This window comes from Candidatus Krumholzibacteriia bacterium (assembly GCA_035649275.1).
Taxonomy (GTDB): domain Bacteria; phylum Krumholzibacteriota; class Krumholzibacteriia.
Map to the genome: position 1 here is coordinate 40,780 of DASRJW010000143.1, position 24,134 is coordinate 64,913.

22 protein-coding genes, 1 tRNA gene and 1 other RNA gene are annotated in these 24,134 nt (G+C 69.2%); 19 read left to right on the forward strand and 5 right to left on the reverse strand.

The window, feature by feature from the left end:
• Window positions 1-8 precede the first annotated feature (8 nt).
• The gene (locus VFE28_16190) at window positions 9-1,673 is read left to right on the forward strand and encodes a DUF3352 domain-containing protein (protein ID HZM17536.1); all 1,665 of its coding nucleotides are present in this window, start codon (window positions 9-11) and stop codon (window positions 1,671-1,673) included.
• On the opposite strand, the gene VFE28_16195 is transcribed toward VFE28_16190, so the two are convergent.
• Together VFE28_16195 and VFE28_16200 are read right to left on the reverse strand one after the other, a co-directional pair.
• Window positions 1,636-3,291 carry a glycerol-3-phosphate dehydrogenase gene (locus VFE28_16195; protein ID HZM17537.1) on the reverse strand — a complete coding sequence of 552 codons (1,656 nt, stop codon included), beginning with the start codon at window positions 3,289-3,291 and terminating at the stop codon, window positions 1,636-1,638. The two genes, VFE28_16190 and VFE28_16195, sit on opposite strands and share 38 nt — an antisense overlap.
• 8 nt (window positions 3,292-3,299) lie before the next feature.
• Complete coding sequence (locus VFE28_16200) at window positions 3,300-4,628, reverse strand: PEGA domain-containing protein (protein HZM17538.1); 1,329 nt, start codon at window positions 4,626-4,628, stop codon at window positions 3,300-3,302.
• A gap of 268 nt (window positions 4,629-4,896) precedes the next feature.
• Here VFE28_16200 and VFE28_16205 point away from each other — a divergent pair, with 268 nt between their 5' ends.
• Window positions 4,897-6,936, forward strand: a complete 2,040-nt coding sequence (locus VFE28_16205; GenBank protein HZM17539.1) for a SpoIIE family protein phosphatase — start codon at window positions 4,897-4,899, stop codon at window positions 6,934-6,936.
• A gap of 286 nt (window positions 6,937-7,222) precedes the next feature.
• Here the strand turns inward: VFE28_16205 and VFE28_16210 are convergent, their stop codons facing one another.
• The gene (locus VFE28_16210) at window positions 7,223-7,984 is read right to left on the reverse strand and encodes a TIGR04283 family arsenosugar biosynthesis glycosyltransferase (GenBank protein ID HZM17540.1); all 762 of its coding nucleotides are present in this window, start codon (window positions 7,982-7,984) and stop codon (window positions 7,223-7,225) included.
• A gap of 99 nt (window positions 7,985-8,083) precedes the next feature.
• On the opposite strand from VFE28_16210, the gene trxB reads away from it, so the two are divergent.
• Window positions 8,084-9,022: a thioredoxin-disulfide reductase gene (gene trxB / locus VFE28_16215; protein HZM17541.1), complete on the forward strand. Its 939-nt coding sequence runs from the start codon at window positions 8,084-8,086 to the stop codon at window positions 9,020-9,022.
• Between the two features lie 49 nt (window positions 9,023-9,071).
• Here trxB and VFE28_16220 read toward each other — a convergent pair whose 3' ends face one another.
• Window positions 9,072-9,392 carry a hypothetical protein gene (locus tag VFE28_16220; protein HZM17542.1) on the reverse strand — a complete coding sequence of 107 codons (321 nt, stop codon included), beginning with the start codon at window positions 9,390-9,392 and terminating at the stop codon, window positions 9,072-9,074.
• 233 nt (window positions 9,393-9,625) lie between these two features.
• Between VFE28_16220 and VFE28_16225 the strand changes: the two genes are divergently transcribed.
• Window positions 9,626-10,066 carry a single-stranded DNA-binding protein gene (locus VFE28_16225; GenBank protein HZM17543.1) on the forward strand — a complete coding sequence of 147 codons (441 nt, stop codon included), beginning with the start codon at window positions 9,626-9,628 and terminating at the stop codon, window positions 10,064-10,066.
• Window positions 10,067-10,235: 169 nt separating this feature from the next.
• Here the strand turns inward: VFE28_16225 and VFE28_16230 are convergent, their stop codons facing one another.
• Complete coding sequence (locus VFE28_16230; GenBank protein HZM17544.1) at window positions 10,236-10,961, reverse strand: class I SAM-dependent methyltransferase; 726 nt, start codon at window positions 10,959-10,961, stop codon at window positions 10,236-10,238.
• 225 nt (window positions 10,962-11,186) lie between these two features.
• On the opposite strand from VFE28_16230, the gene VFE28_16235 reads away from it, so the two are divergent.
• The 15 genes from VFE28_16235 (at window position 11,187) to ruvX (ending at window position 24,069) form a co-directional block, all read left to right on the forward strand.
• Window positions 11,187-12,890: a carbamoyltransferase C-terminal domain-containing protein gene (locus VFE28_16235; protein ID HZM17545.1), complete on the forward strand. Its 1,704-nt coding sequence runs from the start codon at window positions 11,187-11,189 to the stop codon at window positions 12,888-12,890.
• Window positions 12,891-12,966: 76 nt separating this feature from the next.
• Window positions 12,967-14,382 (forward strand): hypothetical protein, encoded by a 1,416-nt coding sequence (locus VFE28_16240; GenBank protein ID HZM17546.1) that lies wholly within the window; start codon window positions 12,967-12,969, stop codon window positions 14,380-14,382.
• Window positions 14,383-14,705: 323 nt separating this feature from the next.
• Window positions 14,706-14,781, forward strand: a tRNA-Lys gene (locus tag VFE28_16245).
• A gap of 20 nt (window positions 14,782-14,801) precedes the next feature.
• Complete coding sequence (locus VFE28_16250; GenBank protein ID HZM17547.1) at window positions 14,802-15,437, forward strand: hypothetical protein; 636 nt, start codon at window positions 14,802-14,804, stop codon at window positions 15,435-15,437.
• A 172-nt stretch (window positions 15,438-15,609) separates the two neighbouring features.
• Window positions 15,610-15,959: a transfer-messenger RNA gene (gene ssrA, locus VFE28_16255) on the forward strand.
• A gap of 89 nt (window positions 15,960-16,048) precedes the next feature.
• Window positions 16,049-16,702 (forward strand): thymidine kinase, encoded by a 654-nt coding sequence (locus tag VFE28_16260; protein HZM17548.1) that lies wholly within the window; start codon window positions 16,049-16,051, stop codon window positions 16,700-16,702.
• Between the two features lie 116 nt (window positions 16,703-16,818).
• Window positions 16,819-17,484: a YggS family pyridoxal phosphate-dependent enzyme gene (locus VFE28_16265; protein ID HZM17549.1), complete on the forward strand. Its 666-nt coding sequence runs from the start codon at window positions 16,819-16,821 to the stop codon at window positions 17,482-17,484.
• Window positions 17,485-17,500: 16 nt separating this feature from the next.
• Entirely contained in the window at window positions 17,501-18,118 is a 618-nt protein-coding gene (locus VFE28_16270) for a DivIVA domain-containing protein (GenBank protein ID HZM17550.1), read from the forward strand.
• Between the two features lie 21 nt (window positions 18,119-18,139).
• Window positions 18,140-18,991 carry a purine-nucleoside phosphorylase gene (locus VFE28_16275; GenBank protein ID HZM17551.1) on the forward strand — a complete coding sequence of 284 codons (852 nt, stop codon included), beginning with the start codon at window positions 18,140-18,142 and terminating at the stop codon, window positions 18,989-18,991.
• Between the two features lie 29 nt (window positions 18,992-19,020).
• Complete coding sequence (locus VFE28_16280) at window positions 19,021-19,401, forward strand: TraR/DksA C4-type zinc finger protein (protein ID HZM17552.1); 381 nt, start codon at window positions 19,021-19,023, stop codon at window positions 19,399-19,401.
• Window positions 19,402-19,437: 36 nt separating this feature from the next.
• A complete protein-coding gene (locus VFE28_16285; GenBank protein HZM17553.1) occupies window positions 19,438-20,382 on the forward strand; it encodes an RluA family pseudouridine synthase in 945 nt (314 codons plus the stop codon).
• Complete coding sequence (locus tag VFE28_16290; protein ID HZM17554.1) at window positions 20,379-20,717, forward strand: STAS domain-containing protein; 339 nt, start codon at window positions 20,379-20,381, stop codon at window positions 20,715-20,717. Before VFE28_16285 ends, VFE28_16290 begins: the two co-directional genes overlap by 4 nt.
• Window positions 20,718-20,755: 38 nt before the next feature.
• Complete coding sequence (locus VFE28_16295) at window positions 20,756-21,226, forward strand: ATP-binding protein (GenBank protein ID HZM17555.1); 471 nt, start codon at window positions 20,756-20,758, stop codon at window positions 21,224-21,226.
• Window positions 21,227-21,341: 115 nt separating this feature from the next.
• On the forward strand, window positions 21,342-23,648 hold the full coding sequence (locus VFE28_16300) for a SpoIIE family protein phosphatase (GenBank protein HZM17556.1): 2,307 nt from the start codon (window positions 21,342-21,344) through the stop codon (window positions 23,646-23,648).
• Window positions 23,641-24,069, forward strand: coding sequence for a Holliday junction resolvase RuvX (gene ruvX, locus VFE28_16305; protein HZM17557.1), 429 nt, complete (start codon window positions 23,641-23,643; stop codon window positions 24,067-24,069). Before VFE28_16300 ends, ruvX begins: the two co-directional genes overlap by 8 nt.
• Window positions 24,070-24,134: the final 65 nt, after the last annotated feature.

Here is a 24,134-nt window from a genome sequence, read left to right on the forward strand (position 1 = left end):
GAGGAGCCATGCGCAGCGCTCGCTGGTGGATCTGGGGAGTCGCAGCTTGTCTCGGCTGCCGGGCCGAGGTCTCCGAACCGGAGCTCCGCCGTCCGCTCGAGTCCATGCCCCGAGGCGCTTGCGTCCTGCTGGTGGCCTCGGATCTCGCCAACACCTGGGAGCGCGCCGAAGCGCATGAGGCGCTGACCATCCTGAAGCGCTCGCTCCCGGAGGAGCTGGTGGCGCCGCCCGAGCTGGTGGCGCTGCAGGAAAGACTCGCCGCCTTCGAGACGCGCACCGGTACCAGCCTGCGGCAGGATCTGTGGCTCAACTTGATGCGCCAGCGTCTCGCCGTGGGCGTCTATCCGGAAGACGGTGCCTCCCTGGGTGACATTCTCTTCGTCGCCGAGCTCGACGACGGGCCGCGCTTCCGTTCCGCTCTCGAAGCGGTGCTGCGCGAATCGGCGCCGGACTGGCGGGTGGAAGAGACGCGCTTCGACGAGCTCCCGGCCTGGCGGGTACGTGACGGCGAGCGCCTCGACGTTCTCTTGGTGCAGGAAGGCGAGTTCCTCGCCCTCTCCACGGCCGACGCGCTGGTGCACGGCGCGTTGGAGATCCGCCGCGGGGCGTCGGAAGCCTCGGTGCTGCGCGAACCGGCTTGCGCCACGGCCCTCGAGGCTCTGGGGCGGCAGAGCGTGGCGATCGTGAGCCTGGACGCCGGAGCGGCGCAGTGGAACGCCAAGGGCCTGACCTGGGACAGCGATGGCGTGCACTTCAAGCGCCTCGTGCCCATGGCGGAACCGGCGGCGTCCGCCGCCGGCGCGACGCCCCCACGGCGCGAGGAGATCATGCGCTCCGTGCCCGCCGGGATGACGATGGTGTACTACGCCAAACCGGCAGAGATGCAACAGCTGCGCACGCTCTTCGACGATTTTCAGTGTGGCTCGATGCACAGCTCGTCGCGCCGCGCAGCGATGCACTTCGCCGCCGCTTCGAGTCCGGCGACGGTGCAGAGCGCCGCCGCACCGAGTGCCACGCCCTTCGGTCTCGACCGCTTGCCCTTCGCTCTGGGGCAGGACGTCTTGCCCTGGGCCGGGGACGAGATGGTCTTGGTCCTCGCGGATCTGAAGCCGACCGCCTTGGTTCCCTTGCCCAACGCCGCGCTGGTGCTCGAGGCAGCGGATGGCGAGGCGGCGGTACGCAGCCTCGGCGAGCTGGAACAGCGTCTCGAAGGCTTCGCCCTCATGGGCGGGCAGGGCTTCGAGGCGGTGCACTACGGCGGCAAGACCTACCGCAGCCTGGCGTCCCCGGTGCTCGAAGCGCTGGCGCCGAGCTATCTCGTCGACGGCGATCTGGTGGTGATCGCCACGACGCGGGAGCTCTTGCAGCAGATCATCGACACACGCCGGGCCGGCAAGGGGAACCTGCTCCGCGCCCCCACTTTCCGTCCCTTCACGCGCTTCGTTCCGGTTGGCGCCAGCGTCGTCGTCTACGCCGACCAGACCAAACTGCATCAAGCGCTGCTGCAGGTGGCGCACTTGCCGCGCCTGTGGGGCGATGAGGTGGATCGGGCGGTGGAGATCATGGAAGGTCTGAGCGTGGTCTTCGAGCACTTCCCGGCGAGCGCCGCCTACATCGAGCGCACACCGGAAGGGCTCACGCTGAACGGGTGGATGCGCGAGGCGCCGGAGTGAGGCTCGCCTTCTGCAGCCCTTGCAGGAGACGGGCGCTGGCCGCGGCGCCTTCGGCCTCCGTCCAGCCGAGCTCGGCGGCGAAGAGCTCCGCCACCCGTTCCAGCGCCTCGAGGCCGTGACAGGGATGGTAAGCGGTGCGCGAGCGGCGGTAGAACCAGTCCTCCAGCTGCAACGCCATCTCCTCCCGGAGCGCGAAGCGCACTTCCGCTTCGATGTGGGGCAAGTGCGGGCACAAGCGCCGGGCCGCCGCGGGTTCCTGGCCGGCGAGCGCCGCGATGGGTGCGGCGCGGCTACCGTAGGTGCGGAGCAGGTGCTCCACCGTCGGGGTGTCGAGGCTGCTCGCCGCGACCAGGCGTACCACTTCTTGCCGCCAGGCGCGACCTTCCTGCCAGTGCTCCCGAGCCCCCCAGGGCAGATCTCCCCCGGGCAAGGGGAGCTGCGCCGTGCGGCAAGGATGGCGCCGCTGGAGCTGGCTCTGCACTCGATCCACCACCTGCTCGGCCACCGCCCGGTAGGTGGTGTACTTGCCGCCGAGGACGCAGAGCAACCCCGGCAGGGGCTCGAGCAGCGCGTGCTCCCGCGGCCGCGAAGAGGCGCTGCCGTCGGCGCGGAGCAGCGGCCGCAACCCGGCGAAGGCGGCGATCACGTCGCTCTTCATGAGTCGCGCTTCCGGGAAGAAGCGGTTCGTTTCCGCCAGTAGGTAATCGATCTCTGCCGCCGTCGGTGTGACCTCATCGGCGTCGTCGGCGCTCGCCACGTCGGTCGTGCCCACGAGCGTCAGACCCAACCAGGGGAGGACGAAGAAGACCCGGCCGTCGGCGCCCGCGGCCAAGGTGAAGCCGTGCTTCACCAACGGGCGGACGACGATGTGGGTTCCCCGCGTCGGTGCCAGAGGTTGGGGGGTCCCGGGCAAGCCGGCGAGCAAGGCGTTGGTCCAAGGTCCGGTGCAGGCGACGACGCAAGGAGCGCGGAACTCCCGGCGCTCGCCGCTCAGGCTGTCCTCGACCTCGACGCCGCCGACGCGACCGCCGTGGAGGAGCAGCCGGGTCACGCCCACGTAGTTGAAGGTCCCCGCACCGGCGGCCTGCGCCCCCAGCACGTTGGCCAAGACCAGCCGCGCGTCGTCCATGCAAGCGTCGTAGTAGAGGGCCAGCGTCCGCAGGCCGTCGCGCCGCAAGCCATCGGGCCAGGCGCCGGCGTGCTCGGGGCGCAGCATGCGGTGCGGCCGGACGTTGCGGAAGGTCGCCAGCAGATCGTAGAGCCACATGCCGGCGCGGAGCTTCCAGGGCGGGAAACGGGAATCCTCGTAGAGCGGGAAGACGAAGGGGAGCGGGCGCACCAGGTGCGGCGCCTGCTGCAACAGGATGCGGCGCTCGCGGCAGGCTTCCCAGACCAGGCGTAGCGCGCCGTGCTCCAGGTAGCGCAAACCGCCGTGCACCAGCTTCGAGGTGCGCGAGCTGGTACCGGCGCCGAAATCGTCCTTGTCGAAGAGGACGACGCGCAAGCCGCGCAACGCTGCGTCGCGCGCCACGCCGGCGCCGTTGATGCCGCCGCCGATGACGAGGAGATCCTGTTCCGGCGCCACCAGGGCCAGCCGGTCGCGCCTCCGTGCGTGCATGCTCGTTCCTACGGGCACTCCATCTGCACCGTCAGCTTCGTGCTCCTGCCTTTTTCCCACCCAGCGGCGGAAACGAAACGCACGTGATCGCCGCAACCATCGCGTTCGAAGCGGATCACGTGGTCCGCCGTCGGGTCGAGGCGCACCTCGAGGGGCGTCTTGCCGACCTCGTGCTCGTCCACGAGCACCTTGGCCCCGCTGGGCTGGCTGTCGAGACGCATGGCGATCGTCGCCGGAGCGCTCGATCCGGGTTCGAGGAGCACCTGCGACGGCGGATCCGCCGCGGAGGGCAACCCCTGCGCCGTGCTCGGATCCGCGGGCTCGACGACGTCTCTACCCTTTCCAACCGTGGCGCCGCTCGCCGCGGTGCCTTCGATGGCGGTGCCCACCGCCGCCCCCGTCGCTGCCGGGTTCGCGGCGCTCTGCGCGCCGACCGACGGCGCCTCGGGAACCGTACTCGTGGCACCGGCCGCTGCCGCCTGTGCCTCCGGGACCGAAGTCGCGGCACTTTGCGTTCCCACGGACGGCGCCTCGGAGCCGGTCGCCGCGGCGCCGGCCGCGGCGGCCGCTGCCTCTCCTGCGGGCTCGCTGCCGGGCGGCACGACGTCGTTGCCGTGGATGACGATGGAAGGAGTGTTCGCCTCGCTCGCCGACGGCACATAGGTGGACGAGGTCACGCCCTCCGGTGTGCCACGAAGAATGGTGACCGCCCCCGTCGTGCTCGCGGCGTCCGCCGTGCCGCCGGTTTCCTCCGGTGCCGCTGCGGCGCTCGCCACCGCGTTGCCGCCTGTTTCGTCGTTCGAGGTCGCGGCCGCCGCCGCGCCCAGCGGTGCCGCGCTGCCGGCGCGCGACTTGGACGCCGTGGTCATGCGGGTGAAGGTTTCAGCGTCGACGATGCGGAACGACGTCACCGTCCGCGCCGGCACGCCGCGCCAGTCCTTGGCGAGATCGGCAATGAGGTAGGTGGTGCCGCCGCTGTGCACTTCCACCGGGGCCGGCGTTTCGAGGCGGGCGAGATGTTTCTCCGGGGCAAAACCGCGGACGCGATACGTCGCATCCACTCGGTACGTCCCGGGCTGCAGATCGATCTCGATCCGCGCATCATCCCACCAGGCGATTTCGACCGCTGGCTCGATGCGCACGCCATTGACGCTGTATTCGATGGCGCGCGGGTGACCGAGGACGGCGGCGACGAGGTGAGCGGTGTTCGCTCCCTCGGCGAGGGGAGCGATGCTGCTCGCGTCCTGCTGGGAAAGAACGGTGGCTGGGGCGCCGCAGCCGGCGAGGAGCAACGCGGCACCGAGGCTTCTCCAAGCGTACGAGGACAAGGGATTCATGATGTGACTCCATGCGGTTCCGCAGAACCGGCTCGGGGCGGCAGGCCACAGCGAAGTGGACCCGCTGGTAAGATCGTGCCTTTCGTGCGGCGGCGCAATGCACGCAGCTGCCGACGCGCTGTCCGGCACTCACCCGTCCGAGTCCATCCCGCTCTGACCCCAGAATTGTACCGCGTCTGCCACCGTGCTAGCCTGGCCCGCTCCACCTTGGCCACCTACCGCCGCGCACCCTGCGGTGGACGCCCCACCCCGTCGCCGGATGAGCGCCGTGCCCAAGCCACCACGGACCGAACGCCGCCACGATCGGCTGCGCCGGTTCTGGCGCCGGCGCGACGTCCTGGTGGTCCTCTCCCTGCTGCTCCTGGCGCTCCTCCTGCGCCGCCCGTTCCTCCTCCTCGTCCCCGGAACCATCGTGGCGGTCGCCCTGTTCCGCCCGCTCTACGCCCGCATCCTCGACTCGGTGCGGGCGAAGCTCATGGCTTTCTATTTGTACGCGGCGCTCCTGCCGTTCCTCCTGATTCTTTGCGTCCTCCTCTTCGTGGGCTACGTGGTCCTCGGCCACGGTAGCGCCCAGGTGGTCGAGCGCCGGCTCGAGGCGCTCTCCACCTGGATGGAGCGGCGCGGCGACCAGGCGGAAGCGGCGTACTGGCGGGAACGGGCGGCCGGTACGCCGCCGGAGCGTGCCGCGGTGCGGGCCCTGCAGACCGCCTTCGCCGCCACGGACTCGGCGGCAACCGCCTGGTGGGTCCTGGGAGCGAACGAGGTACCGCTCGCCTCCGCGGGTGCGGTGGGGGAGTTCGGGCCGCTCGAGCCGGGCTGGCTGCGGGGGCGGAGCTTCGCCGGACTCGTGGTGGCCGGCTCCCGGCTGGAGCTGCGCTTGCACTCTGTCTTTCCCGGCTCCGGAGGGCGGCTGCTTCGCCTCGGCGCCGCGCTGCCCCTCACCTCGGAGCTCCTGGCTCGGGAACCCCCCGAGGCGGGCGCGCGAGTGCACGGCGGCCTGGGCGACCCTGGCCGTCCTCTCGCGGCACCGGCCGGCACCGATTCGAGCCCGATCGCCGCCGGCATCCTCGCCTGGGTCGAGCCGCGCACGACGGCAGCGGACACGGCGAGCGGCGGCGTCACCGCCTCCCAGCGCCAGATGCTGGAGCGCGTGGCGGCGAAGTCGGCCTTCCCGGCGCTCCTCTGGGACTACCGCGGCCATCCGGTGGACTGGGTCACCGGTCGCACCGAAGCAAGTGGTCCGCCGATCAGCATCGCCTTCTCCCTCGAGGGCGCCACCCGCGCTCTGCTGCGCACGAGCTTCGAGACCCTCGGGGCCGTTGCCATCGTGGTGCTCGTGGTGTGCGGCCTCATCGTCCTCCTCCAGCTCGTCGCCACCTTCCGCGGTTTCGCCTATGCCCGCGCCATCGCCGCCGCCGTCTCCCGCCTCGATGCCGGCGTGCGTGCGCTGCGCGCCGGCAACTTCGGCACCCGCATCCAGCCCAAGGAACGGGATCAGCTCGGCCGGCTCGCCCTCGCCTTCAACGACATGTCGCAACAGCTGCAAGCTCTCCTGCAACAGCGGGCGGAGCACGAGAGCGTGGAGCGCGAGCTCGCCATGGCGCGCAGCGTGCAGCGCCGCTTGTTCCCCGAGTCGCTGCCGCAGGTCCCCTATCTGGAGGCGAGCGGCATCTGTCTGCCGGCGCGCCTGGTGAGCGGCGACTACTACGATTTCATCCCCTTCGCCGGCGGCACCGACGTGGTCATCGCCGACGTGAGCGGCAAGGGCATGTCGGCGGCGCTGCTCATGGCGAGCGTGCAGGCCGCGCTGCGGAGCCAGTACCCCCTGGACGGCCAGCCGGCGCCGGATCCCGGCACCATCCTGGCGCGGCTCAACCATCACCTGCATGCCACGCTGGAGCCGACGCGCTTCGTCACCCTCTTCCTGCTCCGCATTCTCGAGGATGGCCGCGTCCTCTACGGCAATGCTGGACACAATCCGGCCCTGCTGCTTCGCGGCGAGCGCGCCGAATGGTTGCAGGCGGGAGGGCTGCTGCTCGGGCCGTTCGCGGCGCCGCGCTTCGAGAGCACCGCCTTGCGCGCGAGCAGCGGCGATGTCCTCTGTCTCTACACCGACGGCGTCACCGAGGCGGAGGGGGCGGAAGGAGAGCACTTCGGCGAGGAACGCTTGGCGACCGTGCTGCGGGCCGGCCGGCACTTGCCGCCGGAGGCATTGCAGGAGTCCATCGTCGGCGCCGTGCGTGCCTGGCAGGGCGAGCAAGAACCCACCGACGATATCACCCTGGTGCTGCTGCGCCTCAAGCGCTAAGCCAGAAGGCGGGGGCACCCGGCCGCCCTGGCGAAGCGCAAGATCAACGATACAGGAGCCGAAGATTCGTCCAGGAGATCTGTCCGGGCGGGGAGCTGGACTCGTTCGGCGTGCTCTCCCAGCGGTAGAGGGTGAACCGACCGAAGCTGCCGGGGGTCTTGTCGAGATCCTGCAAGACCACGAAGCGGACGGGCTCATCACCAGGCCATGGTGGCAGCGTGCCTGCAGCCGAGGGTTTCGACGCGCGCAAATCCCGCCGCGCACTGTGCGTTCTTCGAGCCCAGCGTCAGACCCCAGCGCCTTCGACTGCACGTCGATTGCGTCCCGCCTCCTGGGCGCACCCGTAGCGCCGCTGCAAGTTCGACGGCGAAACCCCCAAGTGGTAGAGGGCATAGAGATGCAGGACAAGGAGCTGCTGCCGTACGACGCCGCGGCGCAGGTAGCGCCGAGGTGAAGCGCGGACGCTGCCTCGGGCCCGGCCGAGACGGCCGCGGCGCCGCAGCCGCGCCAGGATCTCCACGTCTTCGAAGAGCGGCCAGTTGGGGAAGCCGCCGATGCTTTCGAAGCGTTCACGCCGGACGAAGAGCGCGGCTTCGCCGAACTCGGTCCAGCGTGTGCGCAGGCGGGAAAGCGCCGAGAGCAGGCGGAGGAGCGGATGGGGAGAACCGTAGTCGATGGCGAAGACACCGGCGTCGTGGCCTCGCTGCAGCACCGCACGCATGGACTCGAAAGCGGCGGGGGGAAGCTCGCAATCGGCGTGCAGGAAGACGAGGGTGCTGCCGCGGGCGGCGCGGGCGCCAGCGTTCATCTGCACCCCGCGTCCCGGGGCGGAAGCGAGGACACGCGCGCCGGCCCGGCGCGCCAGTGCCGCGGTCCCGTCCTCACTGCCGCCATCCACGACCACGACGTCTTCCACCCCGGGGGCGCGACGGACCCGCGCCACGGCGGCGCCGATGCACGCCGCTTCGTTCAGCGCCGGGATGACGACGGCGAAGCTCTCCGCCGCCGCACTCGGGGACTCTTCTGTTATCCTGCGTCCGGTTGCCAACGCGCCCTCTCGCCGCGCCACCGCGGACATTGGCGAGTATAGGGCAGGGCAGCGAGCGCAGCCGCCAACACCGAGCGGCGACGAAGGAGCGCGCCCAGCATGGATCGCCTCGAGAAGATCCTCATCATCGGCTCCGGGCCGGCCGGGCTCACGGCGGCGATCTATGCCGCTCGGGCCAACCTCGAGCCGGTCGTCATCGAGGGCATGCAGCCCGGCGGACAGCTCACCATCACCACCGAAGTCGAAAACTTCCCGGGCTTCAAGGACGGCATCCTCGGACCCCAGCTGATGGAGGAGACGCGGCTGCAAGCCCAGCGCTTCGGCACCCGCTTCGTTTCCTTCGAAGCGGTGCGCGTCGATCTGTCGCGCCGCCCCTTCACGGTGTGGTCCACGGACGCGAAGCTCGAGGCGCGGACCCTCGTCGTCGCCTCCGGGGCGAGCGCCAAGCTCCTGGGGCTCAAGTCGGAGCAGGTTCTCATGGGCCACGGGGTCTCGGCCTGCGCGACCTGCGACGGCTTCTTCTTCAAAGGCAAGGAAGTTGTCGTCGTCGGTGGCGGCGACACCGCCATGGAGGAAGCCAACTTCCTCACCAAGTTCGCCACCCGCGTCACCGTCATCCACCGCCGCGACCGCTTGCGCGCTTCGAAAATCATGCAGGACCGCGCCGAGCGGAATCCCAAGATCGACTGGCTCTGGAACACCGTGGTCACCGACATCCTGACACCGGAGGACAAGGCGGTGCGCGCCGTGCGCGTGCGCGATCTCGAGACGGAGAAGGAGCGCGATTTCCCCACCCAAGGCGTGTTCGTGGCCATCGGCCACCAGCCGAATACCCAGGTCTTCGCCGGCAAGCTGGACATGGACGACGTCGGCTACATCCGGGTGGAGCCCTACAGCACCCGCACCAGCGTGCCTGGTGTCTTCGCTGCCGGCGACGTGGCCGACAAGATCTATCGCCAGGCGATCACGGCGGCCGGTACCGGGTGCATGGCCGCCATGGATGCCCAGCACTTCTTGGAGGAGCACGGCGAAGCCTGAGGCGGGGTGCCGGGGAGTTCGGCCCGCGCGCGGGGGACCGCCGTGGGGCTCAGGTGCTGTGCTGGCGCGGTGCACCGCGACGGCGCAGCAAGGACGCCAGGCCGAGCCCGGCGAGAACGAGCAGCACCAGGGGTAGGAGGGGCAGGAGGAGCGCGCCCACGATCACGGCGACTCCGACACCCACCGCTGCCACCAGGAGGAAGGGCAGGGCGAGGAGGCCGCCGACGAGGGCGAGTGCCACGCCGAGCAGGTGGAATGGCAGCAGCACCAATTCGAGCGCCAAGCGCAGGATGCCGGCGATGAGCTTGAGACCCAAGCCGACGGCGCCGAGGGCGAAGAGGGCGAGGGCCCCGAAGAGAAGGATCTCCACCGACCTACCTCCAGCACGGAAATACGCGAGGCCGGCTCTCGAGGTTACGCAGCTATGCCGTGGACAATCGGCGCGCACGTCCGTGACACCGCCGGCGCTCGCCGCTGCGAGAAGGGACGCTGCGTTGGCGCAAGTCTTGCGGTCCGGTTGACGCCCCGGAGAGCGAACACTAGTATTCGACATCCCATGGCAGCACCACCCAGGCAGCCAAGGATTCTGGGAGAGGAGAGGGTATGGCGAGCGTGAACAAGGTCATCCTGCTGGGCAACCTCGGAGCCGACCCGGAGTTGCGGTACACCAACTCGGGGACGGCGGTTGCCAACTTCCGCATGGCGACGAACGAACGCTGGAGCGACAAGAACGGCACCGCGCAGGAACGCACGGAATGGCACAACATCGTGGCCTGGGGCAAGCTCGCCGAGATCTGCGGCAAGTACCTGAAGAAGGGGCGCAGCGTCTACGTCGAGGGTCGGCTGCAGACCCGGAGCTGGGACGATCAAGCCGGGAACAAGCGCTACACCACCGAGGTGGTGGCGCAAGTGATGCAGATGCTCGGCGGTCGCGGCGGGGACTCTCCGGAAGGCGAGTGGTCCGCTAGGCCGGCGCCGGAAGAGTCGGCCGTGCCGGACATCCCGGTGGGAAGCGCCGCGTCCGACGACGACCTGCCCTTCTGAGGCCGCTCCACTCCGGAAGATGCGAGCTCGCCTGGGCGCCGGCTGGTGCAGCTGGCAGCGCACCAAGGCCCCCAGGTGAGCTCGCATGCGACTGGGTCTCCGCCCCGTGACGGTGGCCCCGGTGCTTCGCCGGACCATGCTCTTCCCCGTCACCCTCCTCGAGGTGCGCTCACGACCGCCGGAAGACCAAGATGTTCATCGCCGCGATGCGGTCTCGTTCCTGCAAGCGTAGACCCGCCGGCGCGGCCTCGGCTGCGTACGAGTCCGGGGCGGCGTAACGCACGAACGGAACCTGGAGGAAATCGCGCGCTCGGGTCATGGCTTCGCGCGCGCTGATCGAGTTTCCCCGCGCGCGGTAGCGGGCCAGGATGAGGAACGCTGTGGCCCGGAGAAGGAGGGCACGCCAGGGGCTGGCGCTCCAGGATTGGTGCAGGCGGCGCAGGTGCGACTGCAGGCTCCCGGGAGCATAAACCCCCAGCACGAGCGTTCCGGACGGGGAGAGCAGGCGTGCCATCTCGCACAGCGCCTTCTCCCGCTCCGGCAGATGGTGCAGGACCCCGATGCAGAGGATGCGGTCGTAGACGCCATCGGGAAACGGCAGGCGATTCAGATCGGCGCGCACCCGCAAGCCGTAGTCGATGGTGCGCAGCGAGCTCATGCTAAGGTCCAGGAAGACCGGCGGCGGTTGGTGCCGGCGGAGTGCTCCGTAGAAGAGGGACTGACCGCAGCCGAAATCGCCGACGCGCTGTCCTGGCTGTACCGCGACCAGGCCAGCGTATTCCGGGTGGCTGCGGCGCGACGGGAAGATGAGGCGCTCGTAGAACTCCGCCACCCGGGCCGCAGTGCGCGCTGCAGGCTCGACCGGTGCGGCCGGAGTGCTCGCCTGCGGGTCCATGGGATGTCCTCTGTGGAGAGGAGCCTGCGGCGGTGCGAGCCTCAGGCGTAGCGCCGCGCCGCCGCTGCAATCCGCTGCACTCTATCACGGCCCCATCGTCGTCCACCTTGACTGCTCGGTGGAGGGCCCCTTACCATTTCTTTCCGACCCCCCGCCTGTTCGTCAGCCGATGGGCCGTTGCGTGGCGCACCCCAGAGACCGCAGCGAGAGCCACGGAGTCGGTGCGTGAACATCCTCGGTGTCCATGACGGCAAGGATGCTGGCGTCGCGCTGGTGGCCGATGGACGCGTGCTGTTCGCGGCCAATGAAGAGCGCTATTCGCGCCAGAAAATGCACTTCGGGTTCCCCCATCAATCGTTGCAGCGATTGTTCGCCTACACGGGCTTCACCCCCAAGGACATCGACCACGTGACGGTCGGCTTCGAGGCCATGGTGGAGAAATCCGGCGAGGCCTACGACTTCGAGGCGGAGCCCCGTTTGCACCAGAAGGTCTACTCCGTCCTGACGCGCACGTTGGGCGAGGTCATGAACAGCAAGGTCGCCACCTACGGCGCCCTGCAGGTGCTCAAGCTCCTCAGCCAGAACAAGGCGCAGCTGCGCCAGAACCTCGACGCCGCCGGGATCAGCGCGCCGGCGCACTTCTTCAACCACCACCTGACCCATGCCGCCTCGGCCTACTACACCTGCGGGCGGGACGAGGCGCTGATCGTGACCTCCGACGGGGGTGGCGACGCCATCTCGGGAGGCGTCTATGTGGCGCGCGGCGGTCGCATGGAGAACAAGAGCACCTTCTCCAAGCTGAACTCGGCCGGGATCTTCTGGGAGATCATCACCCAGCTGTGCGGCTTCAACCCGGAACGGCACGGCGGCAAGATCACCGGTCTTGCCGCCTATGCCGACGGCGAGCAGGCCTACCCCATCCTCCGGCGCCTGTACGGCACCAAGGCTCGGACCGGCGGCATGGAGAACCTGCGCAAGCTCGCCTTCCGCGACGCCTTCGCCGACGCCCGCTCCCAGGTCGGCAACCTCAGCATCGAGGAAGTGTCGAGCGGGGCGCAACGCATCCTCGAAGAGGCCTTCGTCGAGACCGTCCGCAGCGCCTATGAGCGCTTTCGCATTCCGCACGTGGTGTTGGCCGGCGGTACCTTCGCCAATGTGCGGCTCAACCAGAAAATACTCGAGGTGCCTGGGATCGAGAGCGTCTACATCCATCCGCACATGGGGGATGGCGGGATGGCGGTGGGGAGCGCCCTGCTGCTCGCGGGCCAGCGCGGCGAGACCCGCCCGCACTGGCTCACCGATGTGTACTGGGGCGACGACTGGAGCGAAGCGTCGATGCGCGCGGCGCTGCAGCAAAGCAGCGGCGTCCGCTGGCGGCGGCTCGAGGAGCCGGCGGAGGCGATCGCCACCGCGATGGCGCAGAAGCAGGTCGTGGGCGTGTTCCATGGGCGCATGGAGTACGGCCCGCGGGCTCTGGGGCACCGGAGCATCCTCGCCGAGCCGACCGACACCACGATGATGGACTGGTTGAACAAGCGCCTCTGCCGCACCGAGTTCATGCCCTTCGCGCCGATCATCGTCGAGGAAGAGGCGCCGCACTACTTCCAGAACTTCGCGGCCTCGGTGTACCCGTCGCGCTTCATGACCATCTGCGTGCAATGTACGCCGCTCTGCAGGGAGAAGGCCCCCGGCGTGGTGCACCGCGACGGCACGGCGCGGCCGCAGTCGGTGCGCTCCGACACCGACCCGTACACCTATCGCGCCCTGCGTGCCTACCAGCGGCAGACCGGCTTGCCCCTCGCCATCAACACGAGCTTCAACAAGCACGAAGAACCGATCGTGGGCAGCCCCGCCGACGCCATCAGCGAACTCAAGCGCAACGCCGTCGACGTGCTCTTCTTGGAAAACTACGAGGTCGTGGTCGCCTAGCGTTGCCGCGCCGAGGGCACGCGTGGCCGGCCGCGGCGAAAGCCTGGGCGGGTCGCACAGGCCGAGTGGAGGGCCGATGCAACGGCTCGCGGACCACTTCAAGCTCGGGCCTCCCCTCGCTGGAGCAGGAAACGACGGCAGCGCCGAGACGGCGATGTCGGGCCGCGCGGTCGCTGGCGAACGGATGGGTGAGCGTGCTGGCGTTGCCACTCGGACCGACTTCCGGCACCTGCCCGCCGAGCGAGGCGAGGGAAGACCGCCGCTCCGGCACGGCCGCTATCGCGGCCTGCCGATCTGGTTCCACGCCCACGAGGGGGAGCTCGGAGCGCCGGCGGCGTCCGCGACGCTCGCGACCGACGATGGCCAGGAGCGCTTCGACCCCGACGATGCCATCGCCTGCCTGCAGTACGAGCACTACGTGGGCTGGGATCGGAGCGGCGGGGCCACCGACGCCAAGCGCCTCAAGACGCTCTACTACCTCCTCAAGCCCTTCATGCCTCGAGCCCTGCAGCTCGAGTTGCAGCGCCTCAATGCGCGGCGCCGCCTGCGGCAGGTGCGCTTCCCCGCCTGGCCCCAGGATTCGACCCTGACCGACCTTCTCGCCGCGCTCCTCGCCGCCTCGATGGGTGACGCGGGCATCGAGCAGGTGCCTTTCCTCGGCTTCTGGCCCCACGGGAAGACCTGGGCCTGGTGTCTCACTCACGATGTCGATACGGGCTTGGGGTACGCAGCGATCGAGTCGCTGGCGCAGGTCGAGGAAGAGCGCGGCCTGCAGTCGTGCTGGTACGTCGTCCCCGAACGCTATCGGGTGGAGGTCCAGAAGCTCGAGTCCCTGCAGCAGCGCGGCCACGAAATCGGCGTGCACGGCCTCGAGCATTCGGGCCGGCTGTTCTCGAGCCGCCAGGAGTTCGAGCGGCGCCGCGACCGCATCAACGCCTACGTCCGCGACTGGGGCGTCGTCGGCTTCCGCTCGCCAGCCACCTACCGCAATCCGTACTGGCTCCCGGAGATCGACGTCGACCACGACAGCTCCTACATGGACAACGCGACGCTGGAACCCCAGCGGGGCGGGATCTGCGCCGCCTTCCCGTTCATGTTGAGCGAGCGACTGGTGGAGATCCCGATCACGCTGCCCATGGACCACACCTTGATCAATGTCCTCCGCCAGGACGTTCTCCAGGCTTGCCGCGCCAAGACCGCCTGGGTGCGCGCGCAGCACGGGCTGGGCGTGGCGCTCTTCCACCCGGACTACAACACCCAGCGGCGCGATCGGGAACGTTATGGCGTGTTGCTCGAGCACCTGGCGGCGGATCGGCAGGCGTGGTGTGCCTTGCCTGCCCAAGTCGCCGACTGGTGGCAGCGCCGGCGCCAGTCGCGGCTCGTGCTGCAGGACGGCGTGCCACGCATCGAGGGTCCCGCGGCGGCGGATGGCTGCATCTGGTGGGCCCGTCTCGCGGACGGCACGGTACAATTCGAACCGCCGCACCCGTGAAGGTCGCGCCGGGCCCTAAGGCGCGACCTGGAGCGTGGTCAAGCAACTGTTCCGTGAACGAGGATTCGCCACACCTGCGGACCAGCGCCGGCTCGCCCTGGCGCCCAGGCTCGTCCACTACCCCACACCCCACTCGACTCCACGAGGGCTGCTCGGGGCGCGACTCAGGAGAGGCCCTTCGTGTATGATGCCCCGCGGTCTGCGGAAACCTCCCGGCGAGCGGGCCCTCCTTCGGGGGGTCTGTGGCTTAAGGGAGTACGGGACAGGAAGCGACGTAGAGGTGCAGAGCCGGAGACTCGATCGACCCTTGCTCTCGAAAACGTGCGCCGCTAGCTCAATTGGTAGAGCAGCTGACACTTAATCAGGAGGTTCCAGGTTCGAGTCCTGGGCGGCGCACCAGCCCTCACCAGCGGAGACGGATGAAACGCACTCTCCTCGGCGTGCTCGCCCTCGTCGTATTGGCGGTGGCGGTGTGGGTCCTGCGTCGCGGGCCTCAGGGGACGCCGCCGAGCGCCGCAGTGGCGCCCGGGCAGTACGTGAACGATTCTCTCGGCGTCGGCATGCTGCTCCCCGAAACTCCTGGCTGGGTGTTCCGCCAGGGTGCGGACGTGCCCGGCGGCGGTGTGGTGATGGCGTTTTACGCCGACTCCACCGCGGCGCGCGGGCAGCAGGCATCGGTGCGCGTCTACGCCCACCCGAAGGCGGCAGGTGCGAGCCTCCAGGACATCGCCCAACAGCGACGCGAGCAGCTGGCCCACGTTTTCGGTGTCGAGAACCTGGACGAGGTCATCGAGAAGGTGATCAAGAACGAGGAAGTCGATTTCGGCGGTCGCCCGGCCTGGCAATGGCAAGGGGTGACCGAGAACGTCGCCGTGGCCGGCGAGGAACCGAAACGAGTCATGTTCATGCTCCTCACCTTGGAGCGGGAGCAGAACATTTTCGAGGTCGTGGGCATCCTGGCCTATCCGGCTCGGCCGACGCCGGCAGACCAGCAGACAGCCCAAGCCCTCTCCCAGGACGTCAACTTCATCCTCCAGTCTTTCCAGGTGCGTTGAAGGGGGCTGGCGCTTCCAGGCGCGTGCTCCCGCCGCTAGGGAGGCGATCGCGTTTCCCGGTGTGGCGACGCGTTTCCTGCCGGGGAACGTCGCGGCGCGGTGCGGAACCCGCGCCGCTCGAGGTCTTGTCCAGCGCGCCGAGTCTGCGCTATCTTCGTCGATGGCATCCAAAGGGGGCGAATGGTCTCGACGGGATCGCTGAATCGTGGGATGCGTGTCGAGGTTCCACCGGCTCGTAAAACAGGTGGGAAGACAATAGCTAACGAACCGTTGGCTCTTGCGGCCTAACTAGTTTAGGTCCGTCGGCTCCGTTCGCGCCGCAGGGGGCGGAGTCCCGGCGTCATACACTTGCGGCTGGCCGCGGACTCTGTCCCGGAGGCCGGGGCGAGAAAACAGGGACTGGCGACGCGTCGATCCCGCCTGGTGGAGCGCCGCGCCGCGAGAACAAAAACCAGGATACGCACGTAGATTCCCCCGAGGACGCATTCACGGACGCGGGTTCGATTCCCGCCGCCTCCACCAACAACGGCTCCTCCGCCCGCGCGGAGGAGCCGTTTCTCTGGGATCGGCGCCCGTGGACGCCGCCCAAGCCTCGCTGCTACCTTCGACGCATGCACTCCCCGCCCGACCGCATCACCGGACACGGCTGGATCGAGGTCATCGCCGGCAGCATGTTCAGCGGCAAGAGCGAAGAGCTCATCCGCCGCCTGCGGCGAGCCCAGATCGCCCGCCAGAAGGTGCAGGTGTTCAAGCCCGCCGTGGACACCCGCTACTCCGAGACCGAGGTCGTGTCCCACAGCGAGCAGCGCATGGGCTCGCAGCGCGTGCGCTCGGCCCAGGAGATCCTGCAGAAGCTCGAGGAGGACACCCAGGTGGTGGGGATCGACGAGGCCCAGTTCCTGGATCTGGATCTGGTGGCGGTGTGCGAGCGTCTGGCGCACACGGGCCGGCGCGTCATCGTGGCCGGTCTCGATCAGGACTACCGGGGACAGCCCTTCGAACCGGTGCCGCAGCTCCTGGCGGTGGCGGAGTACATCACCAAGACGCGAGCCATCTGCGTACAGTGCGGCCAGCCGGCACTGCGCTCGCAACGCCTGCGCGGCGGCACCGAGCGGGTCGTGGTCGGTGCCGCCGACACCTACGAGCCACGCTGTCGCGCCTGCTTCGAACTCCCCGAGGAGGGCGCGCTCTTCGCGCCGCCCTCTCCGGGCGCCCCGCGCCCCCTGCGGCGCCGGCCGCCAGCAGCGGCGGACCCCGGTCCCTGAGGCATGCGGGCCGTGGCTCTCGCGCCCTTGCGGCGCTTCCGGGCGGAACCTATAGTTGCCTGCCCGCGATGGCTGCAGCGAGCGGCGCCGAGCGCGACGGTTTCCGGGGGTGCAGTGTGAGCCTCGCGGACAACCTCGCCCGCGTCCGAGAGCGCCTCGAGAAGGCGGCGGCGTTGGCCGGCCGCCGGGCGACGGACGTGCACCTGGTAGCAGTCACCAAGGGCTGCGGCGTCGAGATGGTACGAGCCCTGTGGGAACTGGGGCTGTGCGATTTCGGCGAGAGCCGGGTGCAGGAAGCGCTGCCGAAGCTCGCGGCGGCGCCGCCGGAGGTTCGCTGGCATCTGATCGGGCACCTGCAGGAGAACAAGATCAACAAGATCTTGCCCTGGGTGCACCTGCTGCAGTCGCTGGACTCGCTGCCCCTGGCGCGGGCCCTCGACCTGCGGGCGCAGCGGCTGGGGCGGCGGCTGCCAGTCCTGCTGGAAGTGAAGACCTCGGTGGAGCCGAGCAAGCACGGCTTCGCGCCGGAGGCGATTCCCGAGGCCTACGCCACCGTCGCTGCTCTGCCCGGACTGGAGCCGCAAGGTTTGATGACCATGGCGCCGTGGAGCGGCGACAACGACGCGGTGCGCCGCAGCTTCGCGCAAGCGCGCCGCCTCTTCGAGGCGTTGCCGCCGCCGGCGCCGCGGCTCCTGTCCATGGGGATGAGCGACGACTTGGAGATCGCCGTCGAGGAGGGCGCGACCATGGTGCGTGTCGGTCGAGCTCTCGTCGGAGCCTGAGGCGAGGAGGGCGAGCATGCGGCTGACGCCGCTCGACATTCGGGAGCAGCAGTTCCGCCGGGTCATGCGCGGCATGGATCCCGACGAGGTGACCGCCTTCCTGACCAGCGTGGCCGGCGAGTTCGAGGCGCTGCTGGGGGAGAACAAGGAAATGCGCCAGCGCCTCCTCGATTTCGAGGAGAAGCTGGCGGAGTACCGCAACATGGAGAAGGCGCTGCGCGACACCTTGCTCACCGCCGAACGGGTCATGACCGAGTCCAAGGAGAGCGCCCAGCGCGAGGCGGCGCTCCTGCTGCGCGAAGCCGAGCTGCAAGCGCAGCGCGCCACGGTGCGCATCTCCCAGGACGTGATCCGCCTGCGGCGGGAACTCGTGGAGCTGCGGCGCATGAAGGACGCCTATCTCGGGCGACTGCGCTGGCTGGTGCGCGGCCATCTCGAGATGATCGAAGCCCACGCCCAGGAATTCGTCGAGGCCGACGCCACCCTCGGCCCGCCGGAGGAAGCCGAGCCGGGAAGGGAAGCGCCGCCGCGCGACGGGCGTCCGGCGCCGGAAGCGGGACGCGCTGCGGCGTCGCCCTCGCAGGAAACCGCGCCCGCCGAGCTCCGTCGCGGTGAGGCGCGGCCGCCGGCTTGAGAAGGCGCTGGAGGCGAAGCTATGCGCGAGCGGGCCGGACGAGACAACGGGCTCTACGAGCGCATCCAGGAAACGAGCGCTTTCTTGCGCGAGCGCCTGCAAGGCTCGCCCCGCTTCGGCCTCATCCTCGGCACCGGGCTCGGCAACCTGGCGGCACACATCGAGTCCCCGGTCTCGATTCCCTACGACGACATTCCCCACTTCATGCCCTCCACCGCCGAAGGCCACGCGGGCAACCTGGTGAGCGGCCGTCTCGGAGGCCAGGACGTCGTGGCCATGCAGGGGCGCGTGCACTACTACGAGGGCTATACGATGCAGGAGATCACTTTCCCGGTGCGGGTCATGAAGGCCCTCGGGGTGGACTCCCTCGTCGTTTCCAACGCGGCCGGGGGCATGAACGGGCAATACCGTCCGGGTGATTTGGTGGCCATCGTGGACCACATCAACCTGATGGGGGACAATCCCCTCATCGGTGCCAACGACGAGCGCCTGGGTGAGCGCTTTCCGGACATGTCGGAGCCCTACGACCGGGGCTATCTGCGCCGCCTGCAGGCGGTGGCGCTGCAACAGCAGCTCCGCCTGCACCAAGGAGTGTTCGTGGCCGTCGCCGGCCCGAACCTGGAGACGGCGGCGGAGTATCGTTTCCTGCGTCAGCTCGGCGCCGACGTGGTGGGGATGTCCCTGATTCCGGAGGTGCTGGTGGCCCGGCACTCGGGCCTGCGGGTGCTGGCGCTGACGGTGGTCACGGACGAGTGTTTTCCCGATTGTCTGCAGCCGGCGGACGTGGCCAAGATCATCAAGACTGCCAACGAAGCCGAGCCGGTCCTGAGCCGGCTGGTGCTCGAGTTCCTGCGTGGTGCGGACGCGGTGTGAGCGCCGCAGGGCGAGCGAGGAGGATCCTGTTGGACGCGAAAGAACTGCAGCAGTGGCGCGAGAAGCTGCAAGTCGAAAGCGAACGCATCCGGGTGGAGCTGGAAGCCCTCAAGGAGATCACTGCATCCACGGCGCGGGAATCTTCCGGGGATCTCTCCAGCTACGCCAGTCACATGGCCGATCAGGGCACCGACACGATGGAGCGGGAAAAGGCCTTTCTCTTCGCCAGCCAGAAGCGCAAGCGCCTGGAGGAGCTCGGCACTGCCTTGCAACGCATCGATGCCGGCAGCTTCGGCTTCTGCGAGGTGTGCAGCGGACCCATCCCGGCACGCCGGTTGGAGCGCATGCCCGGCGCCACCACCTGCGTTCCCTGCAAGGAAAAGCAGGAGAAGCAGGAGCAGAGGACATAGTTGTCCGCCGAACTGCACCTGCGCGTGGACGCGGCCATGCAGGGCACGCGCATCGACCGCTTGCTGGCCTCGCAGTTCCCGGACATCACCCGCTCGCGTTTCCAGAAGCTGCTCCGCGATGGTTGCATCACCGCCCGGGGCAAGAAGGTGCGCAGCGCCTACCGCGTCCTGGAAGGGGACGACATCCGGGTGCGACTGCCGCCGCCGGAGCCGCTCCAGCTCCAGCCCGAAGCCATCCCGCTCGCCATCCGTTACGAAGATGCCGATCTCATCGTCGTCGACAAACCGGCGGGGATGGTGGTGCACCCGGCGGCCGGGAACCGGCGCGGCACCCTGGTGCAGGCGCTGCTGCACCATTGGCCCCAGCTCGAGGGCGGCAGCGATGCGGCCCGTCCCGGCATCGTGCACCGCTTGGACAAGGACACCTCGGGATTGCTGGTGGTGGCGAAGAACGAGCGCGCCCATGTGCGCTTGGCGGCGGCGCTGCAGTCGCGGCAGGTGCGCCGGGAATACACCGCCTTGGTGTGGGGCGCGGTGCGCTCGAGCGGGCGGATCGACGCTCCCATCGGCCGGGATCCGGTGCAACGCCAGCGCATGTCCGTCAAGAGTCGTCGCGGCAAGCCCGCGGTGACCCACTTTCGGACGCTGGAACGCTTCGCCTTCACGACGCTGCTCGCCGTGCGACTCGACACCGGCCGCACCCATCAGATCCGCGTGCACATGGCGAGCCTCGGGAATCCGGTCTTCGGCGACGCTGCCTACGGGGGGCGGAATTCCCGTTTGACTCGCCTCGCGCCAGGACTTAGAGTCCAAGCTGGGAGAGCGCTCCAGTCCATGCCGCGTCAGGCCCTGCATGCGACGCGCTTGTCCTTCCAGCATCCGGTGACGGGGGTCGACGTGGCCTTCGAGTCCCCGCTGCCGGGTGATTTCTCCGCGACCCTCGCCATGCTGCGTCCTTCAGCGCCGGGAGACCGCGCATGACCATCCGCCAGCGAGAGGTCGGGGGCGTCGTCGTCCTGGACATCGACGGCAAGATCGTCGGCGGTGTGGACCACGACCTCTTCCAGGAGAAGCTGCAGTCCTTGCTCACGGCGGGGAAGCCCAACTTCCTGGTGAACCTGGAAAACGTGAAGTGGGTGAACAGCACCGGTCTGGGCGTGCTGATCGCCGGCTTCCGGACGGTGCAGACGGGGGGCGGCAGGCTCAAGCTGGTGCACGTCTCCGAGCGCATCCAGAGCTTGCTCCACATCACCCGACTGACCACCCGTTTCGAGCTGTTCGAGCGCGAAGACGAGGCCATCGCCAGCTTCGCCTGACGGCTATTCGGCACGGCCGCGAAAGGTGCGGACAGGGCATGTCGGACGACCAGCGCGGCAGCATCGAACTGCGCCTGCCGAGCCAGCTGCGCTTCCTCGGCGTCGTGGATGCGGTGGTGCAGAGCTTCTCCAGCGAGTTCGGCCTCGCCCAGGACGACATCAACAACCTCAGCACCGCGACGATCGAAGCCGCCGCGAACGCCATGGAGCACGCCAACAAGTTCGACGCCAGCAAGAGTGTGCTGTTGCGGTTGCAGGGCCAGGGGGCGGCGATCGACGTCACCATCGAAGACGAGGGTCAGGGGTTCGATCCGCGGCCGTACGAGCGCGAGCTGACCGCGGAAGATCTGCTCAAGTTGCGCGGCCGGGGTATTTTCATCATGCGTTCGTTCATGGACGAGGTCCGCTTCGCCCGCACCTCGCGCGGCAGCATGCGGGTGCACCTGCGCAAGGTCGGCCGCCCGAGCCAGGACGATTCGGGGCGAAAGGACGCGGCCCGCGGTAATTGATGCGCGGTCGCCGGACACCGCGCCGGAATGCAGTCTCGGCCCGTTGGCGCCGCGGGTCGGGGAGGGCTTCCTCGCCGGGCTGGCTTCGGCTGCCGCCGTAGGGCGAGGTTCCCGCATGAGCTATTCGCTCTTCCTTTCTTCTTTCTACTTGGTCGGCGGCGTCGTCATCCTCTTTTTCGGCGTCGTCATCCTGCGCGAGCAACCCCGCAGTCCGGTGCACCGGGCGACGGCCCTCATGCTCTTCTCCGGGGCCCTCGGCACCATCCTCGGCGCCCTCGGCCAGCTCCTGCAGCTGCGCGAAGCCACCGCCGGTCCGGTGGCCGCCGGCGGTTACTTGCGTCACTTCGCCTATCTCTGGGAGTTCTTCTTCCCCTCCCTCCTCTACTTCTCCCTGGTCTACCCGGTGCAGCAGCACTGGGTGCGGCGGCGCCAGGTGCTGGAGGTCGCCCTCTATGTCCCGCACTTCTTCCACCTGACGCTGGTGCTGTTGCTGGGGGAGACGGCCCGGCTCACCCGGCCCTTCGACGTCCTGCTGGAGCACGGTGGCAGCGGCGGCATCACCGATTTCCTCTCCACCGTGATGGGCCTGGTGGACGTGGTGGTGGCACTCATGAACAAGGTGCACCAGCAGCTCTTCTCGCTGGTCAACGTGGCCTATGCCGGGGTCGGGCTGGCGCTGCTCTGGCGCAGCCGGGCGCACGTGGTGGTGCCGCGCTTGCGCGGCCAGGTGGCCATCGTCTTCGGTGGCCTCGCCCTCGGCGTGGTGGGCTACGTGGCGGCAGTGCTGCTCCCCTTGCTGCGACCCTATCGGGACAACACCAGCCTCATGGTCTTCCTGATCAGCGTGGCTTTGATCGTGGCGAGCGTGACCATCGCCTATGCCATCGTGCGCCACAAGTTCCTGGACATGCAGAACCTGGCGCGGCGCTCCATCCTCTACGGCACCACCGCCCTGGTCTTCGCCCTCGTCTACCTCCTGGTGGTGAAGCAGATCACCCGCTTCAGCGCCCAGGTCTTCGGACCCACCACCGAGGTCATCGAGGCCGGGTTCATCGTGCTCTCCATCATCATTTTCCAGCCCCTGCTCACCACCGTGGAGGATCTCATCGAGGGCGTCCTGCGGAGCGGCGAGAAGAGCGACCCGCAGAGCATCATCGCCGGTCTCGGTCGCCAGCTCGCCGCCGAGGTGGACCTGCGCGGTATGCGCGCCCGTCTGGGGGAAACTCTGGCGCGGAGCCTGCTCGTGCAACGGGTGCAGCTCCTCACGGTGGAACAGCACGAGGGCGGCCCCTTGCTGGACCGCGGCGAGGCCCGGGCGAGCATCGAGCCGGGCGACGGCTTCGACGGCCTGCTGCGCTTCCTCGCCGCCAGCGGACAGCCGGTGCTGCGGCACGAGGTCGAGCGCGCCCTGCCGGACCTGGCGGAAAAGGAGAAGCTGCGCCTGCAGGAGTGGATCGGTCAGTACCACCTCCTGGTGCCGCTCCTGCACCAGGACGAGGTGCGCGGCTTCCTCGGCGTCGGCCCCAAGCTGACCGGAGGACGGTTCCACTCCGAGGACCTGGCGCTCCTCACCTTGCTGGCGTCGCAGGTGATCACGTCGCTCGAGAACGTGCGCCTGGTGTCGGAGAACGTGCAGAAGCGCATCCTCGAAGAGGAGATCTCCCTGGCCACGGAGATCCAGCGGCGGCTGCTGCCGGCGGCGTTCCCGCACCATCCCGGCTACGACAGCTTCGCGGTCAGCCTGGCGAGCAAAGCCGTCGGCGGCGACTACTTCGATCTCTTCAGCGAGGGTGACCGCCGGCTGCACCTGGCGATCGCCGACGTCTCCGGCAAGGGCATGGCGGCGGCCCTGCTCATGTCGTCGCTGCGGGCGGCGCTGCGCTCCAACGTGGCGCACCTGCAATCGCCGGCGCAGGTGCTGACCCGGATCAATACCTTGCTCTACGAGAGCACCTCGCCGGAGAAGTTCGCCACCTTCTTCTATGGCGTTCTCGACACCGAGAACCACGAGCTCCTCTACGCCAACGCCGGCCACAACTACCCGGTGGTGGTGCACGCCGATCGCCGCACTACGGTGCTGAGCGACGGCGGTCTCGTCCTCGGTGCCTTCCCCGACGTGCACTACCACGACGGCCGCCTGCGCTTCGAGGTCGGGGATACGCTCTTCCTCTACACCGACGGGGTCACCGAAGCGACCGACGGCGAGGAGCTCGACTTCGGCGAGGAGAGGCTCTACGAGCTGTTGCGGCGCACCCACACCCTCTGCCCCAAGGATCTCGTGCAAGGGGTGCTGGACGAGGTGCGGGCCTTCGCCGCCGGTGCCGATCCCGCCGACGACGTGACCATGTTGGTGCTGCAGCGGCAGCTGCAGGAGGAGGCGCTGGAGACGGCGAGCGCCGGGGAAGCGGGGCTGCATGGCTGAGGCGGCGCCGGGGCAGCGCGTCCTCGGCCTCGATCCCGGGGAGCGCCGCGTGGGCCTGGCGGTGAGCGACCCCGGCCAGCGCGTGGCCCTCGGGCTGCCGACTTTCGAGGCCGGGCACGGGGCGAACCTCGTTGACCACCTTCGGGAACTTTTGCGAGCCTACGGCGTGGAACGGGTCGTCGTGGGACACCCGTTGACCCTCGCAGGCCGGTCGGGCAGCGCCGCACGGCGCGCGGAAGCGCTGGCCCGCCGCTTGCGTCGCGAGCTGGGGATCGCCGTGGACCTCTGGGACGAGCGCCTGTCCACGGCGCAAGGGGAGAGGGTGCTGCGCGGCACGGGGGCACCCCGGTCGGCGCGGGACCGGGTGGCGGCAGTGCTCATCCTGCAGAGCTATCTGGATCACCGGGAGGGGTGTGGATGAGGTCGCGCTGGGTCTGGAGCTTCGTCGTGGCGACGAGCCTTGCCCTCTGCGGTCTCGTCGCCTTC